Annotated in this window: 18 protein-coding genes and 1 pseudogene; 10 read left to right on the top strand and 9 right to left on the bottom strand. The window is 73.8% G+C overall.

Annotated elements, in window-relative coordinates:
* Window positions 1-78 precede the first annotated feature (78 nt).
* From ACFYV5_RS02740 to ACFYV5_RS02730, 3 genes are all read left to right on the top strand, one after another.
* Window positions 79-663, top strand: coding sequence for a sigma-70 family RNA polymerase sigma factor (locus tag ACFYV5_RS02740; RefSeq protein WP_389163489.1), 585 nt, complete (start codon window positions 79-81; stop codon window positions 661-663).
* A complete protein-coding gene (locus ACFYV5_RS02735; protein WP_389163486.1) occupies window positions 660-1439 on the top strand; it encodes an anti-sigma factor domain-containing protein in 780 nt (259 codons plus the stop codon). The genes ACFYV5_RS02740 and ACFYV5_RS02735 overlap by 4 nt, the downstream gene beginning before the upstream one ends.
* 101 nt (window positions 1440-1540) lie before the next feature.
* Window positions 1541-2422, top strand: coding sequence for an NAD-dependent epimerase/dehydratase family protein (locus ACFYV5_RS02730; protein WP_389163483.1), 882 nt, complete (start codon window positions 1541-1543; stop codon window positions 2420-2422).
* A 99-nt stretch (window positions 2423-2521) separates the two neighbouring features.
* Here ACFYV5_RS02730 and ACFYV5_RS02725 read toward each other — a convergent pair whose 3' ends face one another.
* Genes ACFYV5_RS02725 through ACFYV5_RS02705 form a run of 5 tightly spaced genes read right to left on the bottom strand, consistent with a single transcriptional unit; the run spans window position 2522 to window position 7373 of the window.
* Window positions 2522-3796, bottom strand: a complete 1275-nt coding sequence (locus tag ACFYV5_RS02725; protein WP_389163481.1) for an ABC transporter substrate-binding protein — start codon at window positions 3794-3796, stop codon at window positions 2522-2524.
* Window positions 3793-4896 carry a branched-chain amino acid ABC transporter permease gene (locus ACFYV5_RS02720; RefSeq protein ID WP_389163478.1) on the bottom strand — a complete coding sequence of 368 codons (1104 nt, stop codon included), beginning with the start codon at window positions 4894-4896 and terminating at the stop codon, window positions 3793-3795. The genes ACFYV5_RS02725 and ACFYV5_RS02720 overlap by 4 nt, the downstream gene beginning before the upstream one ends.
* Window positions 4889-5779, bottom strand: a complete 891-nt coding sequence (locus ACFYV5_RS02715) for a branched-chain amino acid ABC transporter permease (RefSeq protein ID WP_355115709.1) — start codon at window positions 5777-5779, stop codon at window positions 4889-4891. Before ACFYV5_RS02715 ends, ACFYV5_RS02720 begins: the two co-directional genes overlap by 8 nt.
* On the bottom strand, window positions 5776-6555 hold the full coding sequence (locus ACFYV5_RS02710) for an ABC transporter ATP-binding protein (RefSeq protein WP_355115711.1): 780 nt from the start codon (window positions 6553-6555) through the stop codon (window positions 5776-5778). The genes ACFYV5_RS02715 and ACFYV5_RS02710 overlap by 4 nt, the downstream gene beginning before the upstream one ends.
* The gene (locus ACFYV5_RS02705; protein WP_355115713.1) at window positions 6552-7373 is read right to left on the bottom strand and encodes an ABC transporter ATP-binding protein; all 822 of its coding nucleotides are present in this window, start codon (window positions 7371-7373) and stop codon (window positions 6552-6554) included. Before ACFYV5_RS02705 ends, ACFYV5_RS02710 begins: the two co-directional genes overlap by 4 nt.
* 179 nt (window positions 7374-7552) lie before the next feature.
* Here ACFYV5_RS02705 and ACFYV5_RS02700 point away from each other — a divergent pair, with 179 nt between their 5' ends.
* Complete coding sequence (locus ACFYV5_RS02700; protein ID WP_389163473.1) at window positions 7553-8752, top strand: PucR family transcriptional regulator; 1200 nt, start codon at window positions 7553-7555, stop codon at window positions 8750-8752.
* Window positions 8753-9120: 368 nt separating this feature from the next.
* Here the strand turns inward: ACFYV5_RS02700 and ACFYV5_RS02695 are convergent, their stop codons facing one another.
* Window positions 9121-10275, bottom strand: a complete 1155-nt coding sequence (locus ACFYV5_RS02695) for a glycerate kinase (protein WP_355115716.1) — start codon at window positions 10273-10275, stop codon at window positions 9121-9123.
* A 111-nt stretch (window positions 10276-10386) separates the two neighbouring features.
* Between ACFYV5_RS02695 and ACFYV5_RS02690 the strand changes: the two genes are divergently transcribed.
* From ACFYV5_RS02690 to ACFYV5_RS02675, 4 genes are all read left to right on the top strand, one after another.
* On the top strand, window positions 10387-10584 hold the full coding sequence (locus tag ACFYV5_RS02690) for a hypothetical protein (protein WP_389163469.1): 198 nt from the start codon (window positions 10387-10389) through the stop codon (window positions 10582-10584).
* A 107-nt stretch (window positions 10585-10691) separates the two neighbouring features.
* A complete protein-coding gene (locus ACFYV5_RS02685; protein ID WP_389163467.1) occupies window positions 10692-11765 on the top strand; it encodes an ADP-ribosylglycohydrolase family protein in 1074 nt (357 codons plus the stop codon).
* Window positions 11762-12253 carry an NUDIX domain-containing protein gene (locus ACFYV5_RS02680; protein WP_389163464.1) on the top strand — a complete coding sequence of 164 codons (492 nt, stop codon included), beginning with the start codon at window positions 11762-11764 and terminating at the stop codon, window positions 12251-12253. The genes ACFYV5_RS02685 and ACFYV5_RS02680 overlap by 4 nt, the downstream gene beginning before the upstream one ends.
* Before the next feature lie 11 nt (window positions 12254-12264).
* Window positions 12265-12483 carry a hypothetical protein gene (locus ACFYV5_RS02675; RefSeq protein WP_389163461.1) on the top strand — a complete coding sequence of 73 codons (219 nt, stop codon included), beginning with the start codon at window positions 12265-12267 and terminating at the stop codon, window positions 12481-12483.
* Here ACFYV5_RS02675 and ACFYV5_RS02670 read toward each other — a convergent pair.
* A pseudogene (locus ACFYV5_RS02670) lies at window positions 12455-12657 on the bottom strand (DUF2191 domain-containing protein). The gene ACFYV5_RS02675 and the pseudogene ACFYV5_RS02670 sit on opposite strands and share 29 nt — an antisense overlap.
* Window positions 12658-12721: 64 nt before the next feature.
* Between ACFYV5_RS02670 and ACFYV5_RS02665 the strand changes: the two are divergent.
* Window positions 12722-13438, top strand: coding sequence for an NAD-dependent deacetylase (locus ACFYV5_RS02665; RefSeq protein ID WP_389163458.1), 717 nt, complete (start codon window positions 12722-12724; stop codon window positions 13436-13438).
* Here the strand turns inward: ACFYV5_RS02665 and ACFYV5_RS02660 are convergent.
* On the bottom strand, window positions 13435-13932 hold the full coding sequence (locus ACFYV5_RS02660; RefSeq protein WP_355115728.1) for a methylated-DNA--[protein]-cysteine S-methyltransferase: 498 nt from the start codon (window positions 13930-13932) through the stop codon (window positions 13435-13437). The genes ACFYV5_RS02665 and ACFYV5_RS02660 overlap by 4 nt on opposite strands.
* 14 nt (window positions 13933-13946) lie before the next feature.
* On the bottom strand, window positions 13947-15428 hold the full coding sequence (locus tag ACFYV5_RS02655; RefSeq protein WP_389163455.1) for an AlkA N-terminal domain-containing protein: 1482 nt from the start codon (window positions 15426-15428) through the stop codon (window positions 13947-13949).
* Between the two features lie 198 nt (window positions 15429-15626).
* Between ACFYV5_RS02655 and ACFYV5_RS02650 the strand changes: the two genes are divergently transcribed.
* A complete protein-coding gene (locus ACFYV5_RS02650) occupies window positions 15627-18404 on the top strand; it encodes a SpoIIE family protein phosphatase (protein WP_389163452.1) in 2778 nt (925 codons plus the stop codon).
* Window positions 18405-18418 lie beyond the last annotated feature (14 nt).

The raw sequence follows: 18418 nt of genomic DNA, 5'->3' as shown, positions 1-18418 counted from the left end.
TTCGTTCCTCCGGCCAATCCGTCGGTGCGTGGGCTCCGAATCAGCCGCGTACCCGAGTGCCTGCTGGAGGACCACCCCGTGAGAGAGAACGCGCACATCGGCCGCTCACCGCACTCGCCCCCCGATCTCCCCGAGGTGATGAGCCGCGTGGCCCGTGGTGACCAGGAGGCGTTCACGATCCTGTTCGAGGCGGTGTCGGGGCCGGTCCTCGGTCTCGTACGGACCGTGCTGCGCGATCCGGCGCAGTCGGAGGAGGTGGCCCAGGAGGTGCTTGTGGAGGTCTGGCGGACCGCGGCGCGGTACCAGTCCGCGCGGGGATCGGTCATGACCTGGGTGCTGACGCTCGCGCACCGCCGTGCCGTCGACCGGGTGCGGTCCGAGCAGGCGTCCTCCGACCGCGAGCGGCGCATGGCCCTGCTGAACCGTGCGAGGGAGTTCGACGAGGTGGTGGAGCAGGTGGAACACCGGCTGGAGCGTGAGCAGGTACGGCGCTGCGTGCGCGGCCTGACCGAGGTGCAGCGTCAGTCGGTGACGTTGGCGTACTACCGGGGGCTGACGTATCGGGAGGTCGCCGAACTTCTGTCGCTGCCCCTGGGCACGGTCAAGACCCGGCTCCGCGACGGCCTCATCCGGCTCCGGGATTGCCTGGGGGTGACCGCGTGATCATCACCGATCCGCACACGCTGACGGGCGCGTACGCGCTCGGAGCGCTGGACGAGGAGGAGCGGGCGGCGGTCGACGGGCACCTGGAAGGCTGCCCGTCCTGTGCCCGGGAGGTCGAGGAACTGACGGAGACGGTGACACGGCTGGGTCTCGCGGTGTCGATTCGGCCGACGGCCGCCCTCCGCGAGGAGGTGCTGCGGCGGATCCCGACGGTTCGGCAGCTGCCGCCCGCGACGAGTCCGTCGTCCCGCCCCGGCGGCGGGACGGGGAGACGGGCGGGCGACGGGGCGGAGGGCCGGTTCCGGCGGGCGTCGCGCTGGGCCCTGGCGGCGTGCCTCGCGGGGGTCGTCGCGCTCGGCGGGGTCTCGGTCCTGCAGTACGAGAGGGCCGAGGACGCCCGGCAGGAGGCGCGGCGGGCGCGGAGTGCGAACAGCGAGGTGGCCGCGGTGCTCGCCGCCCCGGACGCCCGGGTCTCCACGACCGCGCTGGGCGGCGGCGCCGTCGGCACGGTGGTCGTCTCCGCGGCCCGCGACCGGGCGGTGTTCGCGGCGTCCGGCCTTCCGGCGCCGCCCGAGGGCAAGGTCTACCAGCTCTGGTTCGACGACGGCGGAGCGATGCGCTCGGCCGGGCTGGTGGCCGGGGACGCCCGGTCGGAGGCGACGCTGATGGAGGGGCCGGTGGGCGGCGCGACCGGGATGGGGGTCACGGTCGAACCGGCCGGTGGCTCACCCCGGCCGACGTCGGCCCCGCTGGCTCTGATGCCCTTCCCCGCGTGAGCCGTCCACGCGGTCGCGGGAGCGTCCGGCGTCTTCTCCAGGCACAGCAGGCCCGGGCGGTCGTCGGAGGGGGACGACATGTCCATCGCTACGATGATCACATGCGTGTACTCGTCGCGGGCGCCACGGGCGCGGTCGGTCGGATCCTCCTCCCCCGCCTCCTCGACGCGGGCCACCACGTCACCGGCGTCTCGCGCACCGCGGACGGTGCCGCGCGGATCCGGAAGGCCGGCGCCGAGGCCGTACGGGCCGACGCGCTGGACGCCGAGGGTCTGCGCCGCGCGGTCGCCGAGGCCGCTCCCGAGGCCGTGGTCCACCAGCTCACGGACCTGGGCGGGGCGGACGGGGCTGCGAACGACCGGCTGCGCCGGGAGGGCACGCGCCATCTCGTGGACGCGGCGCGGGCGGCGGGCGTACGGCGGATCGTCGCGCAGTCGATCAGCTGGGTGTACGCGCCCGGCGCCCCGGGGGACGGACCCGCCGACGAGTCCATACCGCTCGACCCCACGCGGGAACAGCCGCGCGCGCGGATCGTGGACGCCGTCCAGGCGCTGGAGACCCGGGCCGCCGAGCTTCCCGAGGCGGTCGTGCTGCGGTACGGCATCCTCTACGGCCCCGGGACCTGGTACGCGCCCGGCGGGCCGGTGGCGGCGGCGCTGGGCGGGGATCCGCGGGCCCGGTTCCTGGGGAGTGTCGAGGCGGACGACTCGGTGAACTCCTTCGTCCACGTCGTGGACGCGGCACGGGCGGCCGCCTCGGCCCTGGACTGGCCGGCGGGCACGTACAACGTGGTCGACGACGAACCGGCCCCCGGCCACACCTGGGTCCCGGCCCTCGCGCGAGCGCTGGGCACGCCCGCCCCGGAACGGACGACGGGCGGCGCCCCGTGGGCCCGCGGCGCGACGAACGGCCGGGCGCGGGCACTCGGCTGGACCCCGACGTACCCGTCCTGGCGCGAGGGCTTCGCCCACCAGGCGGGCTGACGCCCTCGCCGGGCGGAGCCGGCGTCCGGCCGGCGCACGGGGATGCCCCGGGCCGTGCCAACGGCACAGCCCGGGGCATCGCCGCTCTCCTCCCCCGGGTCAGCCCGCCTTCGGAGTGAAGCTCTTGGCCGCGTCGGAGACGGAGGGCTCGCGGACCGTGCGCATGCCGCCCGGGACCGACTTGTCCGGCTGGATGATGACCGACTCCCGGGACGACGGCGCCTTCGGGTCGCTGAGGTCGTGCGTCATGCCGAAGCCCGCGTCGTGGCTGTTGAGCGTCAGCAGCGCCTTGCCGATCCCCTCGCGGGTGAGGTCCTTGGAGGCGCAGGCCTTCTTCAGGGCCTCGCCGAAGACGCTCGCGGCCGTCCAGCCGGCCACGATGCCGTTGTCGAGGCTGTCGCCCGGGTACGCGGCCTTGTAGTCGGCGACGAGCTTCTTCGCCGCCGGGGTGTCCGCGCCGATGGGCAGGCTCGGGGAGGCGAACCAGTACATCTTCTCCAGGGCGGGGCCGGCCTGGGTGCCGAGCAGCTGGGGCGCGAACGCCGAGTTGTTGCCGATGACCGGCACCAGGAGCTTGGTCGCCGCGGCGACCCCGACCAGCGAGGCGGCCTGACGCGGGCCCGCGCTGATGACGATGCCCTTGACCCCGGCCTGCTTGAGCGCCGCGACCTGCGCCGACATGTCGTTGTCGGTGGGCTTGATCTTCTGCTCGACGACCGTGAGACCCGCCTTCTCGGCCGCGTACTTCGAGCCGGCCAGCGCGTTCTCGCCGTAGTCACCCTCGAAGTAGACGTGGCCGAGCTTGTCGCCGGACTTCAGGCCCTTCTCCTTCACCAGGAAGTCGACGGCGTTGATCGTCTCGACGTCGTAGGTGGAGCCCAGGACACGGATGTACGGGGAGCCCAGCAGCGAGGCCGACCAGGCCTGCGGCAGGACGAGCCCCTTGTCCTGGCCGTCCACGCGCTGCTTGACGGCGGCGACGAACGGGGAGCCGATGAACTGCGCGTAGCCGACGACCTTCGGCTCCAGCTCGGTGTACGCGGAGAGCGCCTTCTGCGGGTCGTAACCGTGGTCACGGACCGTCAGCTCCAGCTGACGGCCGCAGATCCCGCCGGCCGCGTTGACCTGCTTCACGTACAGCTGCTGCGCCTGGGTGACGCTCTTGCCGAGCGTGGCGTACACCCCGGTCATGTCCGTGAGCGCGCCGACCGCGATGGTCTTGTCGGTGACGCCCTTGCCGGACTTCACCCCGCCCGCGCCGGTGCTGTTGTCGTCCCCGGTCTTGGCCTTGGAGCTGCAGCCGGCGGCGGTCAGGGCGACGAGGGTGGCGAGCGCGACGGCCAAGGTTCTGGACGCCTGTCGTCGGTGGATCATCGTTCCTCCCCAGAGGAGTGCGAGGGTTGGGCGGTTCGCTTGGGTTTCCGGGCGGCCAGCCGGACCAGGCCACCGGGCAGGAAGAGCACCACCGCGACGACGGCGGCGCCGTAGAGATAGCGCGCGGCCTCCCCCGGTGCGATCCCGCCCGTCCCGGGGGCGGAGACCAGGGGAAGCGTGTCGCTGTACCGGTTGAGGAGCTGCGGGAGGAGAGAGACGAAGACGCCTCCGATCACCGCACCGGCGACCGAACCGAGACCGCCGATGACGATCATGGCCAGGTATTCGAGGGAGAGGATCATGCCGAAGTACTCCGGCACGGTCCGCTGGAAGACCAGCGCGAGCAGGACGCCGGCGAGGCCCGCGTACATGGACGACAGGACGAAGACGGCGGCGCGGTAGCGGGCCACGGGGATGCCCATGACGCCGGCCGCGATCCGGTGGTCCCGGATGGCGTTCATGGCGCGGCCGGGTCGTCCGCGCAGCACGCCCCGGGCGAACAGCGCGCTCGCGAGGAGCAGGACGAGCCCGAGGTACCAGAGCTTCTCGGCGGAGCCGAACGGCACCTGGGCGACGAGGAGTTCGCTGTCGTCGAAGGTGATCCCGAAGAGGCTGAGCGGAGGCACCGCGCGTCCGTTGAAGCCGCCGGTGAGGTCGTGGGCGTTGAAGAGGACGTGCTGGCCGATGAAGATCAGCGCGAGGGTGGCGATACCGAGGTACGCGCCCCGCAGCCGGCCCGCGATGGGGCTGAACACCCCGCCCGCCAGGCCCGCGAGGGCGACGGCGAGGACGGCGGCGAGCCAGCCCGGCAGCCCCAGTCCGGTGAGGTCGTCCTTCCCGTCGCCGGCGAAGGCGCAGTAGCCGTACGCGCCGACGGCGAGGAAGAAGGCGTGGCCCATGGACAGCTGGCCGGTGGCGCCGGTCAGCAGGTTGATGCCGATGGCGCCGATCGCGGCGGCCATGGCGAACAGCCCGGCCTGGAGCCAGAAGCGGTCCAGGTAGAAGGGGAAGGCGGCGAGGGCGAGGCCGGCGACGGCCCATCCGTAGACGCGGGGGCGGGCGAGCGTGGCGACTCCACGGCGGGGAAGGGCGTCAGACACGGGCCAGCTCCTTCGTGCCGAAGAGTCCGGCGGGACGGATCAGCAGCACCGCGACCATCACGAGGTACGGGGCGAGGTCGCCGATGCCCCGGCCGAGGAAGGTCAGGTCGCCCTGGTAGCCGGTGGCGAGGGACTCGGTGACGCCGACCAGGAGTCCGCCGACGAGGGCGCCGGTGGTGGAGTCGAGGCCGCCGAGGATGGCGGCCGGGAAGGCCTTCATCGCGGCGAAGGAGGTGGTGCGCTCCAGACCGGGGGTGGGGAAGACGGTGAGGAACAGGGCGGCGACGGCGGCGAGTCCGCCGGCCACCGCCCAGGCCCCGAGCGAGACCCGGCCGAGGCGGATGCCCATGAGGGCCGCGGTCTCCTGGTTCTCGGCGGCGGCGCGCATGGCCACGCCCCAGGAGGTGTACCGGAAGGCCAGCAGGAACGCGGTGATGAGCAGGGCGGCGGCGAGGAAGGCCGCGATCCGGGTCTGGGCGATCGTGACCGGGCCGAGGGCGACGACGGCGTCGCCCCAGGGGTCGCCCAGCGAGAGGATGTCCGTACCGATGCGGCGGGTGAGTTCGGTGGCGAGCAGGATGTCGACGCCGATGGTGACGATGGCGAGGACGCTGTGGTCGGAGCCGCGGTAACGGCGCATGACGAGGAACTCGACGGCGGCGCCGACCAGTGCGGCGCCGCCGATGCCGACGAGGAGTGCCGGCCAGAAGCCGATGTCGTCGTGGAGCACGGCGGTGAAGTACCCGCCGGCGAGCAGCAGGGAGGCGTGGGCGAAGTTGACGACCTCGGTGGCGCGGAAGATCACCACGAAGCCGAGGGCTATGAGGGCGTAGATCGAGCCCAACGACACGCCGTTGAGCAGGAGTTCGGCGAAGGTGGTCACTCGGCGGTCTCCTCTCCGAGATAGGCGCGGACGACCGCCGGGTCGTTCTGTACGTCGCCGGGGGCGCCGTCGGCGATGCGACGGCCGAAGTCGAGGACGGTGACGGCGTCGGCGAGCCGCATCACCACCCCCATGTCGTGCTCGACGAGGACGATGGAGATCCCGAGGCTGTCGCGGACGCCGGCGATGACCGCGGCGGTGCGGCGGCGCTCGTCGGCGGTCATGCCGGCGACGGGCTCGTCGAGGAGGAGCAGTTTGGGCTCCATGCAGAGGGCGCGGGCCAGTTCGGCGAGCTTCTGCTGACCGTACGGAAGCGATCCCGCGGGCTGCCCGAGCTGCTTCTCCAGGCCGACGAAGGCGGCGATCTCGCGGACGCGGGCCCGGTGGCGGGCGTCCTCACGGGCGGCCGAGGGCAGCCGGAGCCCGGCGGCCACGAAGCCCGTCCTCGTGAGCCGGTGGCGGCCGAGCATCAGGCTGTCCTCGACGGTGGCGCGGGGCGGCAGCGCGAGGTTCTGGAAGATGCGGGCGACGCCGAGGTCCGCGATCTTGTGCGGGGCCAGGGCGGTGAGCTCGTGCTCGCCGAAGCGGACGGAGCCGGAGGTGGCTTTGTAGACCCCGGAGAGCACGTTGAAGCAGGTGGACTTGCCTGCGCCGTTGGGGCCGATGACGGCGTGGACGGTGCCGGGCCGGACGGTGAAGCCGACGGAGTCGAGGGCGGTGAGCCCGGCGAAGCGGACGGTGACGTCCCGGACGTCGAGAGCGGGTACGGGGGTCATCGGACGGCCTCCTCCCAGCGGGACAGGACCGGGTGCGTGGCCGCGGCGCCCGCCGCGTCGGCGGCGGCGTCCTCGTCCACGACGCCCAGGTAGCGGCGGCGTACCTCGTCGGAGGCGGCGAGCTCGTCGGCCGGGCCGGAGAGGGTGACCTCGCCGACCTCCAGGACGTACGCCCGGGAGGCGAGCCGCAGCGCGAGCGCCGCGTTCTGCTCGACGAGGAGCACGGCCGTGCCCTGGGCGTTGATCTCGCGGATGGTGTCGGCGATCCGGGCGGCCATCAGCGGCGCGAGGCCGAGCGAGGGCTCGTCCAGGAGCAGCAGTTTCGGCGAGGCCATCAGCGCCCGGCCGACGGCGAGCATCTGCTGTTCGCCGCCGGAGAGCAGCCCGGCGCGCTGGTGGGCGCGGTCGGCCAGCACGGGGAAGAGTTCGTGGACCCGCTTCATGGCGGCGGCCTTGGCGGCGCGGTCGCCGGCGGCGCCGAGCGCTCCGGCGCGCAGGTTGTCCTCGACCGTCATCCGCGCGAAGACCTGGCGGCCCTCCGGCACCTGGGAGACCCCGGCGGCCACGACCCGGTCGGGTGCGAGCCCGCCGATCGCCCGGCCGCCGAAGCTCACGGTGCCGGAGACGACGGCTCCGCCGTGGAACGACAGTGTGCGCGAGATGGCCCGCAGCAGCGTGGACTTTCCCGCGCCGTTGCCACCGAGGACGGTGACGACGCTGCCCTCCGGCACGGCGAGCGACACCTGCCGCAGGGCGCGTACCGGTCCGTATCCCGCCGACAGGTCCGCCACCTCGAGGGCGAGTGCGGTACCTCCCATGGTTCCCCTTCCGTGGCCCGTTCAGTGGCGCTCACCCCAGCACCACGGGGGCCGTGCGTCCACGTGCGGCGGCCGAAACGCTGCCGGTGACCAGCGGGCGCGGCGGTGGGTTGTGCACGCGCACAACACCGCGCGTCAGGGGCCTGTGGGGATCGGCCGAAGGATGGCATCCTCCGCTCATGGGACGGCGCAGACCGCGGACCGGCGATGACTGGAAGCTGTTGGCAGAGGCGTGTACGGCGCTTCTGGAACGGCTGCCCGAGCTGGTGGACGAGCATCTGAGAGAGCTGCACGAGTACGAGCCGGCGTACGGCCGGATCGTGCCGTTCGACCAGCACTGGCAGGAGGCCCATGACGCGATGCGGATCGGGATCGAGATGATCTCGGCGCCCCGGGACTCGCCGCGGCGGGATCTGCAGCACGCGGACGAGATGGGGCGGCGGCGGGCCGAGCAGGGGATGCCGCTGGAGCTGGTGGTGCACGCGTACCGCCATGCCGGGCATCTGGTGTGGGACGCGCTGATCGAGGACGCGGCGGCGTTCCCGCCGAGGCTGGCCGCGCTGACGCAGTCGGCGACGATGGTGTGGTCGGCGGTGGACGCGCAGGCGGACACGGCGTCGGAGGCGTACCGGGCGACGGAGCTGGAGCTGCGGCGCCGCACGGACGAGCAGCTCCAGGCGCTGCTGGACGCCCTGCTGCACGGACAGCGCTCGCCGGAGGTGGTGTCGCGGGCGGCGGCGGGGCTGGACCTGCCGGAGCACGGGCGGTACGCGGTGGTGGTGCTGCGGCACGACCGACGGGAGGTGCCGGAGCCGTTCCACCGGCGGGTGCAGGGGGCCGGGGTGCGGTTCCTGTGGCGGATGGGGGCGGACTGCGAGTTCGGTGTGGTGTCGCTGGCGGAGGGCACGGGTCTTGACGCGCTGTCGGAGCTCCTGGAGGGCCGCTGTCCGGGCCCGGGCGGGATCAGTCCGGTGGTGGTCGGCCTCTCCGAGCTCGGCCGGGCGCGCCGCCTGGCGGAACTGGCGCTGCGCACCTGCCCGCCCGACTCCCACCAGGTCGTCCGCCTGGACCGCCGGATGGGCGGCGCGCTGGTGGTCGGCCAGCCGGAACTGGCCGGCCTGCTGGTCACGGACGTCCTGGGGGGCCTGCTCGAACTGGACCCGGCGGACCGGGCGATCCTGCTCGAGACGCTGGACGTGTGGCTGGACTGCGAGGGCTCGGCGGGGCGGGCGGCGGGGCGTCTGTACTGTCACCGCAACACGGTCTTCAACCGCCTGCGCCGCCTGGAACAACTCACGTCGAGGTCGTTGTCCCGCCCGCGGGACCTGACGGAGATGACGCTGGCCCTGGACGCGTTCCGCCTGACGTCACCGGCGTGACGGGGAGGGCTCCTGGGGACTCCCCCATGCCCCCTGCCCCCCGTCGTGGGCAATCATTCCGCTGGGGGTCCCCCCAGGGCGAAGCCCTAGGGGGAGGAACGGGTGGGCACAGCGGACGTCGGCCCCGGGGGCGGCAGCTTCGCGCCGCTACCCCTCCCCCCCGTTGTGGGCAATCGTTCCGCCGGGGCGATGGGGGCACCCCCGGACGAAGTCTGGGGGAGGGTGGGCACAACGGACGGCGCCCTCGCGGGCGCCTCCGCTCCGTGGGCCCGGCGCCCCCGAGAACGGCAGCTTCGCGCCGCAGCGCCGGGCCGCAGCCCCGTCCGCCCAGGGCCCGCCCCCCGGTCAAGGCCCCGTCCGCCCGAGGGCTACGACAGGAAGTCCCTCGCGATGTTCGCCGCCACCTGTTCCAGCAGCGGGCCCGCGTTCGCGATGCACTTCGCCGTGTCAGGCTCGAGGTCCGTGAGCGGGTAGGCGCGGCGGATGCCGGCCGTGCCCAGGGTCTCGGGAGCGAGCGCCAGGCGGCCGCAGACCGCGACGACCTCCTTGCCCGCCGCCCGCGCCGCCGAGGCGACGCCCGCGGGCGCCTTGCCGTGCAGGGTCTGCTCGTCGAGCGAGCCCTCGCCCGTGATCACCAGCGTGGCCCGCTCCAGCGCCGGGGCGAAGCCCAGGACGTCCAGCATCAGCTCGATGCCCGGCCGGAAGCTCGCGTCCAGGCCGACCAGCGCCCCGTACCCGATGCCTCCCGCGCCGCCCGCGCCCGGCGCCGCCGCGCACTCCGCCGCCTTGGGGCCGATGGCCTTCTCCAGGACGGTCACGAAGTGCGCGAGCGCCGCGTCCAGCGTCTCGACGTCCTCCGGCGTGGCGCCCTTCTGCGGGCCGTACACGGCCGGCGCGCCCTTCGGACCGGTCAGCGGGTTGTCGACGTCGCTGGCCAGGATCAGGTCGACCGAGGCGAACCGCGGGTCGATCCCGGACAGGTCGGCGCTCGCGAGCGAGGCCAGCGGCGCGCCGCCCGGCCCCACCGGCTCGCCCGCCGCGTCCAGGAAGACCGCGCCCAGCGCGGCCAGCATGCCCGCCCCGCCGTCCGTCGTCGCGCTGCCGCCGACGCCGAAGACGATCGTCGTCGCGCCCGCGTCCAGCGCGGCCCGCAGCAGCTCGCCCGAGCCGTACGTCGTCGACGTGAGCGGCGCGAAGACACCCGCCGGAAGCAGCTGGAGGCCGGACGCCTCCGCCATCTCCACGACGGCCGTCGTACCGCGCAGCGCGAACGCCGCCGTCACCGGCTCGCCGATCGGTCCGGTGACCCGTACCTCACGGCGTTCGAAACCGGCCGCCACCGCGGCGGCGACCGTACCGTCGCCGCCGTCCGCCACCGGCAGGGTCTCCACCTCGAGCTCCGGGACGACCCGTCGCAGACCTGCTGTGACCCGCTCCGCGACCTGTACGGCCGTGAGCGAGCCCTTGAACTTGTCGGCCGCGACGAGCACGCGTGCGACCTCAGTTACTGCTCCGTCCGTCACCTTGCATCCCTTGCTTTCGAACAGGCAGTCGCGCCGAGCCGACCCTATCCGCACCTCCAGAGGGCGTGCCACCCCCCGATATCGCCATATGCCGTCCCATAGTGGGGCCATATGAGCACGGAACCGATCGATCAGACCGATCCGCCCTCTCCCGATCTGAAGGTCGTGGGCATCGGAGTGGCGGCCGTCGTCGCCGTGGTGGCCTGGGCCGCGCTGGGCCAGGACTCCTTCGACAGCGCCTCGTCCACCGCTCCGAGCTGGGTCCTGGACAACTTCGCCCGGCTGTTCGTGATCGCCGCCGATACCTGACGCCTCCCCAGGCGAGCGGCGCGGACGGAGAAGGACGAGGGGGTGTACGGGCGGGTGTACGGACGCGTCGGCGCGCGCCGAGCCGGGTGATTCGGTACACCGGACGTATGGCGCTCAAGCACAGCGAACTGGCCGACCGCGTCCTCGGCGGCTGGACGGGACGGATCGCCGGGAACATGCTCGGCAAGCCCGTCGAGCGGGGCGATCACTGGACGCCCGAGCACATCGACCGGTACCTGCGGCTGACGGACGCGCTCCCGCTCACCGACTACCTGCCGCCGCCTCCCGCCGACGCCCTGGCCGAGGGGTTCGAGCTGCGGCCCGAATGGCCGCAGTGCGTGCGCGGGCGGATCCACGGCAGCTGCCGGGACGACGACATCGACTACTCGATCCTCGCTCTGCTCCTCCTGGAGACCCGCGGTTTCGCCTTCACCACGGAGCAGGTCGGCGAGCACTGGCTGCTGCGCCTGCCGTATCTGCAGACGTTCACCGCCGAGCGGACGGCCTACCGCAATCTCGCCAACGGCCTCAAGCCGCCGCTCACCGCGACATACGACAACCCGCACCAGGAGTGGATCGGCGCGCTGATCCGGGCGGACGTCTACGGCTGGACGAGCCCGGGCGACCCGCGCCGGGCCGCCTCGCTGGCCCGGCGCGACGCCGTGCTCTCCCACACCGGCAACGGCGTGTACGGCGCGATGTGGGCGGCCGCGCTGATCGCCGCCGCGTTCACCGCGCCCGACGCCCGCACGGCCCTGGAGCGGGCGCTGGAGCGGATCCCGGCGAGCAGCCGCCTCGCGCGGACGGTGCGGCACACGATCGCCCTGCACGAGTCGGGGGTGGAGTGGGCCGAGACCCTCGCCGAGCTCGCGGAGCAGACGCGCGGACTGGGCTGGATCCACACGGTTCCCAACGCGGCGGTGCTGACGGCCGGCCTGCTGTACGGCGGGGGCGACTTCAGCGCCACGATCGCCCTGACGGTCCGCGGCGGCCTCGACACGGACTCGAACGGGGCGACGGCGGGCTCGGTGGCCGGGGTGCTGTGCGGGGCGGCGGCGATCCCGCCGCAGTGGTCGGAGCCGCTGCGGGACCGGGTGCGCAGCGCGGTGTTCGGCTTCGACGGCGTACGGATCAGCGAGCTGGCCGAGCGGACGGTGCGGCTGGCTACGCTGACGGCATGACCACGACCGACTACGCCACGTACATCGCCGGCCTGCCCCGCGTCCTCGCCGCTGCCGCCGCGCTCTTCAGGGACGCGTCGGGCCGCGTCCTGATCGTCGAGCCGAACTACCGCGAGGGCTGGGCGCTGCCGGGCGGCACGATCGAGTCCGACACCGGCGAGACGCCCCGGCAGGCGGCGCGCCGCGAGACGGCCGAGGAGATCGGCCTGGACCTGGAGCCGGGGGCGCTCCTCGCGGTCGACTGGTCGCACGGGCCGGGGCGGCCGCCGATCGTGGCATACGTGTACGACGGCGGGGTGCTGACCGACGAACGGTTCGCCGCGATCCGTCTCCAGGAGGAGGAACTGCTCTCCTGGAAGCTGATCGACCCGGCCGAGGCGACCCGCTACCTGCCGGGCACGCTCGGCCCGCGCGTCCTCGCGGCCCTCGACGCCCTCAGCACGGGCCGGGGCCCGGCGGAACTGGAGAACGGCCTGCCGGCTCGCTGAACCTGGCCGCGGTGCTCCTCCTGCGTGGGCGCGTCGGTGGCGTGGATCTCGCCTGCGCGATCATGGTGACCGATCTGGCGGCGAACGCCTACGCCGTCCATGGCCTTCAGGGGGCCACGCTCCAGGACGCCCCCGGACTCCAACGCCTGTGGGTCTTCGGGCTGTTCGTCCTCGCTACCGCGCCCTGGCTGCGGCGCCGGCTCAGCCCTGCGGGGGCTCGTCCGGCCTGAGGTCGCCGACGCGGTGCGCCTCGTCGCGGGAGGCCGTGCGGGCCTCCGTGCGGTGGCCGCGGGCGATGTAGTCGCGGACGACCGCCTCGATCGCGTCCTGGGGGCTGCCGACGCCCGGAGAACCATGACCTCGACGACGAGGTCGGCGTCGAGGGAGATGTTCACCTTGGCCATGCGGGGAACGTAGCACCCGGTAATCGGCTCGCGGGAGCCCTCCGGGCCTGTCTACGCTCGCCGTATGACCATGGTCGCGATCCTCAGCGGTGCCGGCATCTCCACGGACTCGGGCATCCCCGACTACCGGGGCCCCAACGGCCTGTGGCGGCGCGACCCGGAGGCCGAGCGGCTCGTCACGTACGGGCCGTACATGGCCGACCCGGAGATCCGCCGGCGCTCGTGGCGGATGCGGCTCGACGGTCCGGTCCTGCGGGCCGAGCCGAACGCGGCGCACCACGCCATCGCCGCGTACGAGTCGAGCGGCAACGCGCTGCGGGTCATCACGCAGAACGTCGACGGGCTCCACCAGGCCGCCGGGGTGCCGGAGCGCAAGGTGCTCGAACTCCACGGCTCCGCGCGGTCGGTGGTGTGCACGGCCTGTCATGCCCGGTCGTCGATGGCCGAGGCCCTGGAGCGGGTGAAGGCAGGCGAGGCCGACCCGGCCTGCCTCGTCTGCGGCGGGATCCTGAAGTCGGCGACCGTCATGTTCGGGCAGCGGCTCGATCCGGTGGTGCTCGGCGAGGCGATGTCGATCGCGAAGGCCGCGGAGGTCTTCATCGCGGTGGGCACGAGCCTCCAGGTGCAGCCGGCCGCCTCGCTCGCCGGGATCGCGGCCGAGCACGGGGCCCGGCTCATCATCGTGAACGCCGAGCCCACCCCGTACGACCCGGTCGCGGACGAGCTCGTGCGCGAGCCGATCGGCACCGCGCTCCCCACGCTGCTGCGACAGCTGCGCTAGAACAGGGAGTCCGGCTCCGCGCCCGACTCGAAGGCGAGCAGCCGCTGCTTGCGGCCGAGCCCGCCGCCGTACCCCGTCAGCGAGCCGCTCGACCCGATCACGCGGTGGCAGGGGACGACGATGCTGACCGGGTTCTTGCCGTTGGCGAGGCCGACCGCGCGGGACGCCCCGGGGCTGCCGAGGGCCTCCGCCAACTCGCCGTACGTGCGCGTCTCGCCGTACGGGATGAGGCACAGCTGCTCCCACACCCTCAGCTGGAACGGAGTGCCAATCAGCTTCAACGGGAGCTCGAACGTGGTGAGTTCACCGGCGAAGTAGGCGTCGAGCTGGCGGATCACCTCGCCGAAGGGGCGCGGGTCGGGCTCGCCGAAGGTCTCCTCGGCGGGACGGTGGCGCTGGTCGGTCATGTGGATGCGGCTGAGGACACCGTCGACGGCGACCAGGGTCAGCGCGTCGTAGGGGCTGTCGATGACGGTGTGCTGAACGGTGGGCATGGCGCGGCGACTCCTCAGGCGGGGAGGTGGTTGATCGGGTGGCTGTCGGTGGCCCAGAGGTACTGGACGGCGTACGCCCGCCAGGGCCGCCACCGCGCGGCGCGGGCGGTCAGCGCGGCCGGGGTGGCGGGCAGGCCGAGGCCCTGGGCGGCGCGGCGGACGCCGAGGTCGCCGGGGAGGAAGGCGTCGGGGTCGCCGAGCGCCCGCATCGCGATGACCTCGGTGGTCCAGGGACCGAAGCCGGGCAGCGCGAGGAGCCCGGCGCGCGCCTCTTCCCAGTCGGCGGCCGGCCCGAGGCTCAGAGAGCCGTCGGCGAGGGCCTCGACGAGGGTGAGGAGGGTGGTGCGGCGGCTGCGGGGCAGTGCGAGGGACGCGGGGTCGAGCCCGGCGAGCGCCTCGGGGGTCGGGAAGAGGTGGGTGAGGCCGCCCTCGGGGTCCTCCACGGGGACGCCGTGCGCGGTGACGAGCCGGGCGGCGTGCGTGCGGGCGGCGGCCGTGGAGACCTGCTGGCCGAGCACGGCCCGTACGGCGAACTCGGCGGCGTCCACGGTTCGCGGCACCCGGCGGCCCGGCGCCCCGTCGACCAGTGGGGCGAGCAGCGGATCCGTACGCAGCTGCTCGTCGACGGCGACAGGGTCGGCGTCGAGGTCGAGCATCCAGCGGCACCGGCTGATGGCGAGGGTGAGATCGCGCGGGTCGGTGAGGGAGAGCCGGCAGGCGATGTGGCCGGCCCGTGGGGTGAGGGCGACGATGCCGTGGCCGTGCGGCAGCGTCAGGGTCCGCCGGTACGCGCCGTCCCGCCACTCCTCCACGCCGGGGACGGCGGTCGCGGCGAGGTGGCCGAAGAGGTTGGAGGGGTTGAGCGGTGCGCGGTACGGCAGCCGCAGGGCGATCACACCGGGGGTGCGGGGGCCGGGCGCGGCGGCCGAGGACCGGGCGGCCCGGGCGCGCAGCTCCCCGGGGGCGAGCGCGAAGACCTCACGGACGGTGTCGTTGAAGGTGCGGATCGAGGAGAAGCCGGCCGCGAAGGCGATCTCGGCCATGGGCATCGGGGTCGTCTCGATGAGCAGCCGGGCGGTCTGGGCGCGCTGGGCGCGGGCCAGGGCGAGGGGTCCGGCGCCGAGTTCGGCGAGGAGCTGGCGTTCGATCTGGCGGGTGGACCAGCCGAGCCGGGCCGCGAGCCCCGGCACGCCCTCGCGGTCCACGACACCGTCCTGGATGAGCCGCATGGCCCTGGCGACGGCGTCGGCGCGTACGTTCCATTCGGGTGAACCCGGGCTGGTGTCCGGCCGGCAGCGCTTGCAGGCCCGGAATCCGGCGCGCTGACAGGAGGCGGCGCTGGGGTGGAACACCATGTTCTCGGCCTTGGGCGGCACGACCGGGCAGCTGGGGCGGCAGTAGATCCGGGTGGTGAGGACGGCGGTGAAGAACACGCCGTCGAAGCGGGCGTCCTTCGACCGGACGGCCCGTACGCAGCGCTCGGTGTCGGTGTGCATGCGTCCATGGTCGGGGACGCCGGGGGTCCGCCGCTGGCGAGAAAACGACATGGACCTTCCGCCCGCCTGGCCGCACAGCCGTGTCCCGCCTCGATATCCCGCCGCAGCAGGAGCAGCATGGAAGGGGAACCGAGGAAGTGGACGGGTGACAGCGGAATTCGTGACGACAGCCAGAGCCGTACCTCCGAGAAGCACCCCATGACCGGACGTCTTGGCCGCCGACCCAAGGGGCTGGGCCTGCGCAGCGTCGCCGGCCAGGTCTTCGCGCTGCAGGCGATCATCGTCGTGCTGCTGGTCACCGTGGGGGTGCTGGCCCTGATCTTCCAGGCCCGGTACGACACCGAGCGCGACGCGCGCAATCGTTCGCTCGCCGCCGCCGAGGCCTTCGCGCACGCACCGGGGCTCGTGGACGCCCTCCGCGCGCCCGACCCCACCGCCCTGCTCCAGGACCGGGCCGAGTCGGCCCGGCGGGCCGCGGAGCTCGACTTCCTCGCCGTGATGACGCCGGACGGGATCCGCTACACGGACGCCCGCCCGGAGCTGATCGGGGAGCGCGCCACCGGCGACATCGCCCGCGCCCGGGGCGGCGAGTCGTTCACGGAGATCTTCACCGGGGAGCCGACGGACGCGGTCCGTGCCATCGTCCCCATCCGGACCGAGGACGGGGACATCGTCGGCCTGGTCGGCACCGGCATCGAGATCCAGAACGTCGGCAACGTGGTCGAGGACCAGCTGCCGCTGCTCCTCGGCACGGCCGCGGGCGCCCTGCTGCTCGCCGTGGGCGGCGCCGCGCTGGTGAGCCGGCGGCTGCGCCGGCAGACCCACGGCCTGGGCCCACTCGAGATGACCCGCATCAACGAGCACCACGAGGCGGTCCTGCACGCGGTGCGCGAGGGCGTCGTCATCATCGACGCGGACCGCCGGCTGCTGCTCGCCAACGACGAGGCGCGGCGCCTGCTGGACCTGGCACCGGACGCCGAGCAGCGGCACGTCACCGAGCTGGGCCTGGACCCCCGTACCGCCGCGCTGCTCTCCTCCGGGCGGGTGGTGACCGACGAGTTGCATCTGGCGGGCGACCGGCTGCTCGCCTTCAACGTCCGCCCGACGGAGCCGACCCGGGGCCGGCCCACCGGGACGGTGATGACCCTGCGCGACTCGACCGAGCTCGCCACGGTCTCGGGCCGGGCCGAGGTGGCCAGGGGCCGGCTGCAGCTGCTGTACGAGGCGGGGGTGGGGATCGGCACGACGCTGGACATCGTGCGGACCGCCGAGGAGTTGGCGGAGGTCGCCGTCCCGCGCTTCGCGGACTTCGTCACCGTGGAGCTGCTGGAGCCGGTGCTGCGCGGCGAGGAGCCGACGGGGGCGTACACGGAGATGCGCCGTACCGCGCTGAAGGGCATCCGGGCCGACCATCCGCTGCAGCCGGTGGGCGACCCGATCAGGTGCGTCGTGCCGACCACCCCGATGGCGAGGGCGCTCGACAGCGGTCACGCGGTGCTGGTGGCGGAGCTGGCGACGGCCGACGGCTGGCAGGCCCAGGACCCCGAGGGGGCGGCCGCCGCCCTCGCGTACGGGCTGCACTCGCTCGTCGCCGTGCCGCTGCTCGCCCGGGGTGTCGTCCTGGGCATGGCGAACTACTGGCGGGTGGACACCTCCGCCCCCTTCGGGGAAGAGGACCTGACATTCGCGGAGGAGCTGACCGCGCGCGCCGCGGTCTCCATCGACAACGCCCGCCGGTTCACGCGTGAGCACGCGATGGCGGTGACGCTCCAGCGCAGTCTGCTCCCCCGCGTCCTGCCCGAGCTGTCGGCGGTCGACGTCGCGTACCGCTATCTGCCGGCGAAGGCGGGGGTCGGCGGCGACTGGTTCGATGTGATCCCGCTGCCGGGCGCGCGGGTGGCGCTGGTCGTCGGCGATGTCGTCGGGCACGGTCTGCACGCCGCGGCGACGATGGGGCGGCTGCGTACGGCAGTGCACAACTTCTCCACCCTGGACCTGCCGCCCGACGAGCTGCTGGGCCACCTCGACGAACTGATCGACCGCATCGACCGGCCCGACCTCGGCGACGCGGGGGCCGGCGCGGGCGACGGTGGCGGCGAGGACGATGGTGGGTTCGACGGCGACGGCGAGGGCAGCGACCGGATGACCGGCGCCACCTGTCTGTACGTCGTGTACGACCCCGCCAACGGGCGCTGCTCCATGGCCCGGGCCGGGCATCCCGGGCCCGCGCTCGTACACCCCGACGGCCGGGTGGAGTTCCCGGACGTGCCGGCCGGCCTGCCGCTGGGTGTGGGCGGGATGCCGTTCGAGGCCGCCGAGCTGCAGCTGGCGGAGGGAACACGGCTGGTGCTCTTCACGGACGGTCTCGTGGAGGACCGCGAGCGGGACATCGACACGGGCCTCGGGCTGCTGACCGAGGCCCTGGCCACGACCGGGCGCGGCCCGGAGCAGGCCTGCGCCGACGTGCTGTCGGCGCTGCTGCTGCCGGCGCCGGACGACGACATCGCGCTGCTGATCGCCGACACGCGGCGTCTGGAGGCCGACCGGATCGCGCAGTGGGACGTGCCCGCCGACCCGGCGGAGGTCTCCCGGGTCCGGAACGCGGGCGCCGCGCAGCTCGCCGCCTGGCAGCTGGACGGCATCGCGTTCACCGCCGAACTCATCCTCAGCGAGCTCATCACCAACGCCATCCGGTACGGCGCGGAGCCCATCCGGGTCCGGCTGCTCCGCGACCGCCGCCTGATCTGCGAGATCTCCGACGGCAGCAGCACCGCCCCGCATCTGCGCTACGCGGCCACCACCGACGAGGGCGGCCGTGGTCTGTTCCTGGTCGCCCAGTTCGCCGAGCGCTGGGGCACCCGCTACACCGAGCGCGGCAAGGTCATCTGGGCCGAACTGCCGCTGTCCACGGGCGACGCGGAGCTGCCGCAGGTGCCCGTGCCGGATCTCGACGCGCTGGAGGACATGGCCTGGTAGCGACGGCCGCGCCG

The organism is Streptomyces sp. NPDC003035, from assembly GCF_042888285.1.
Taxonomy (GTDB): Bacteria; Actinomycetota; Actinomycetes; order Streptomycetales; family Streptomycetaceae; genus Streptomyces.
Note: the sequence above shows the minus strand (reverse complement) of the source record. Positions and strands in the feature narration are given on the sequence as shown.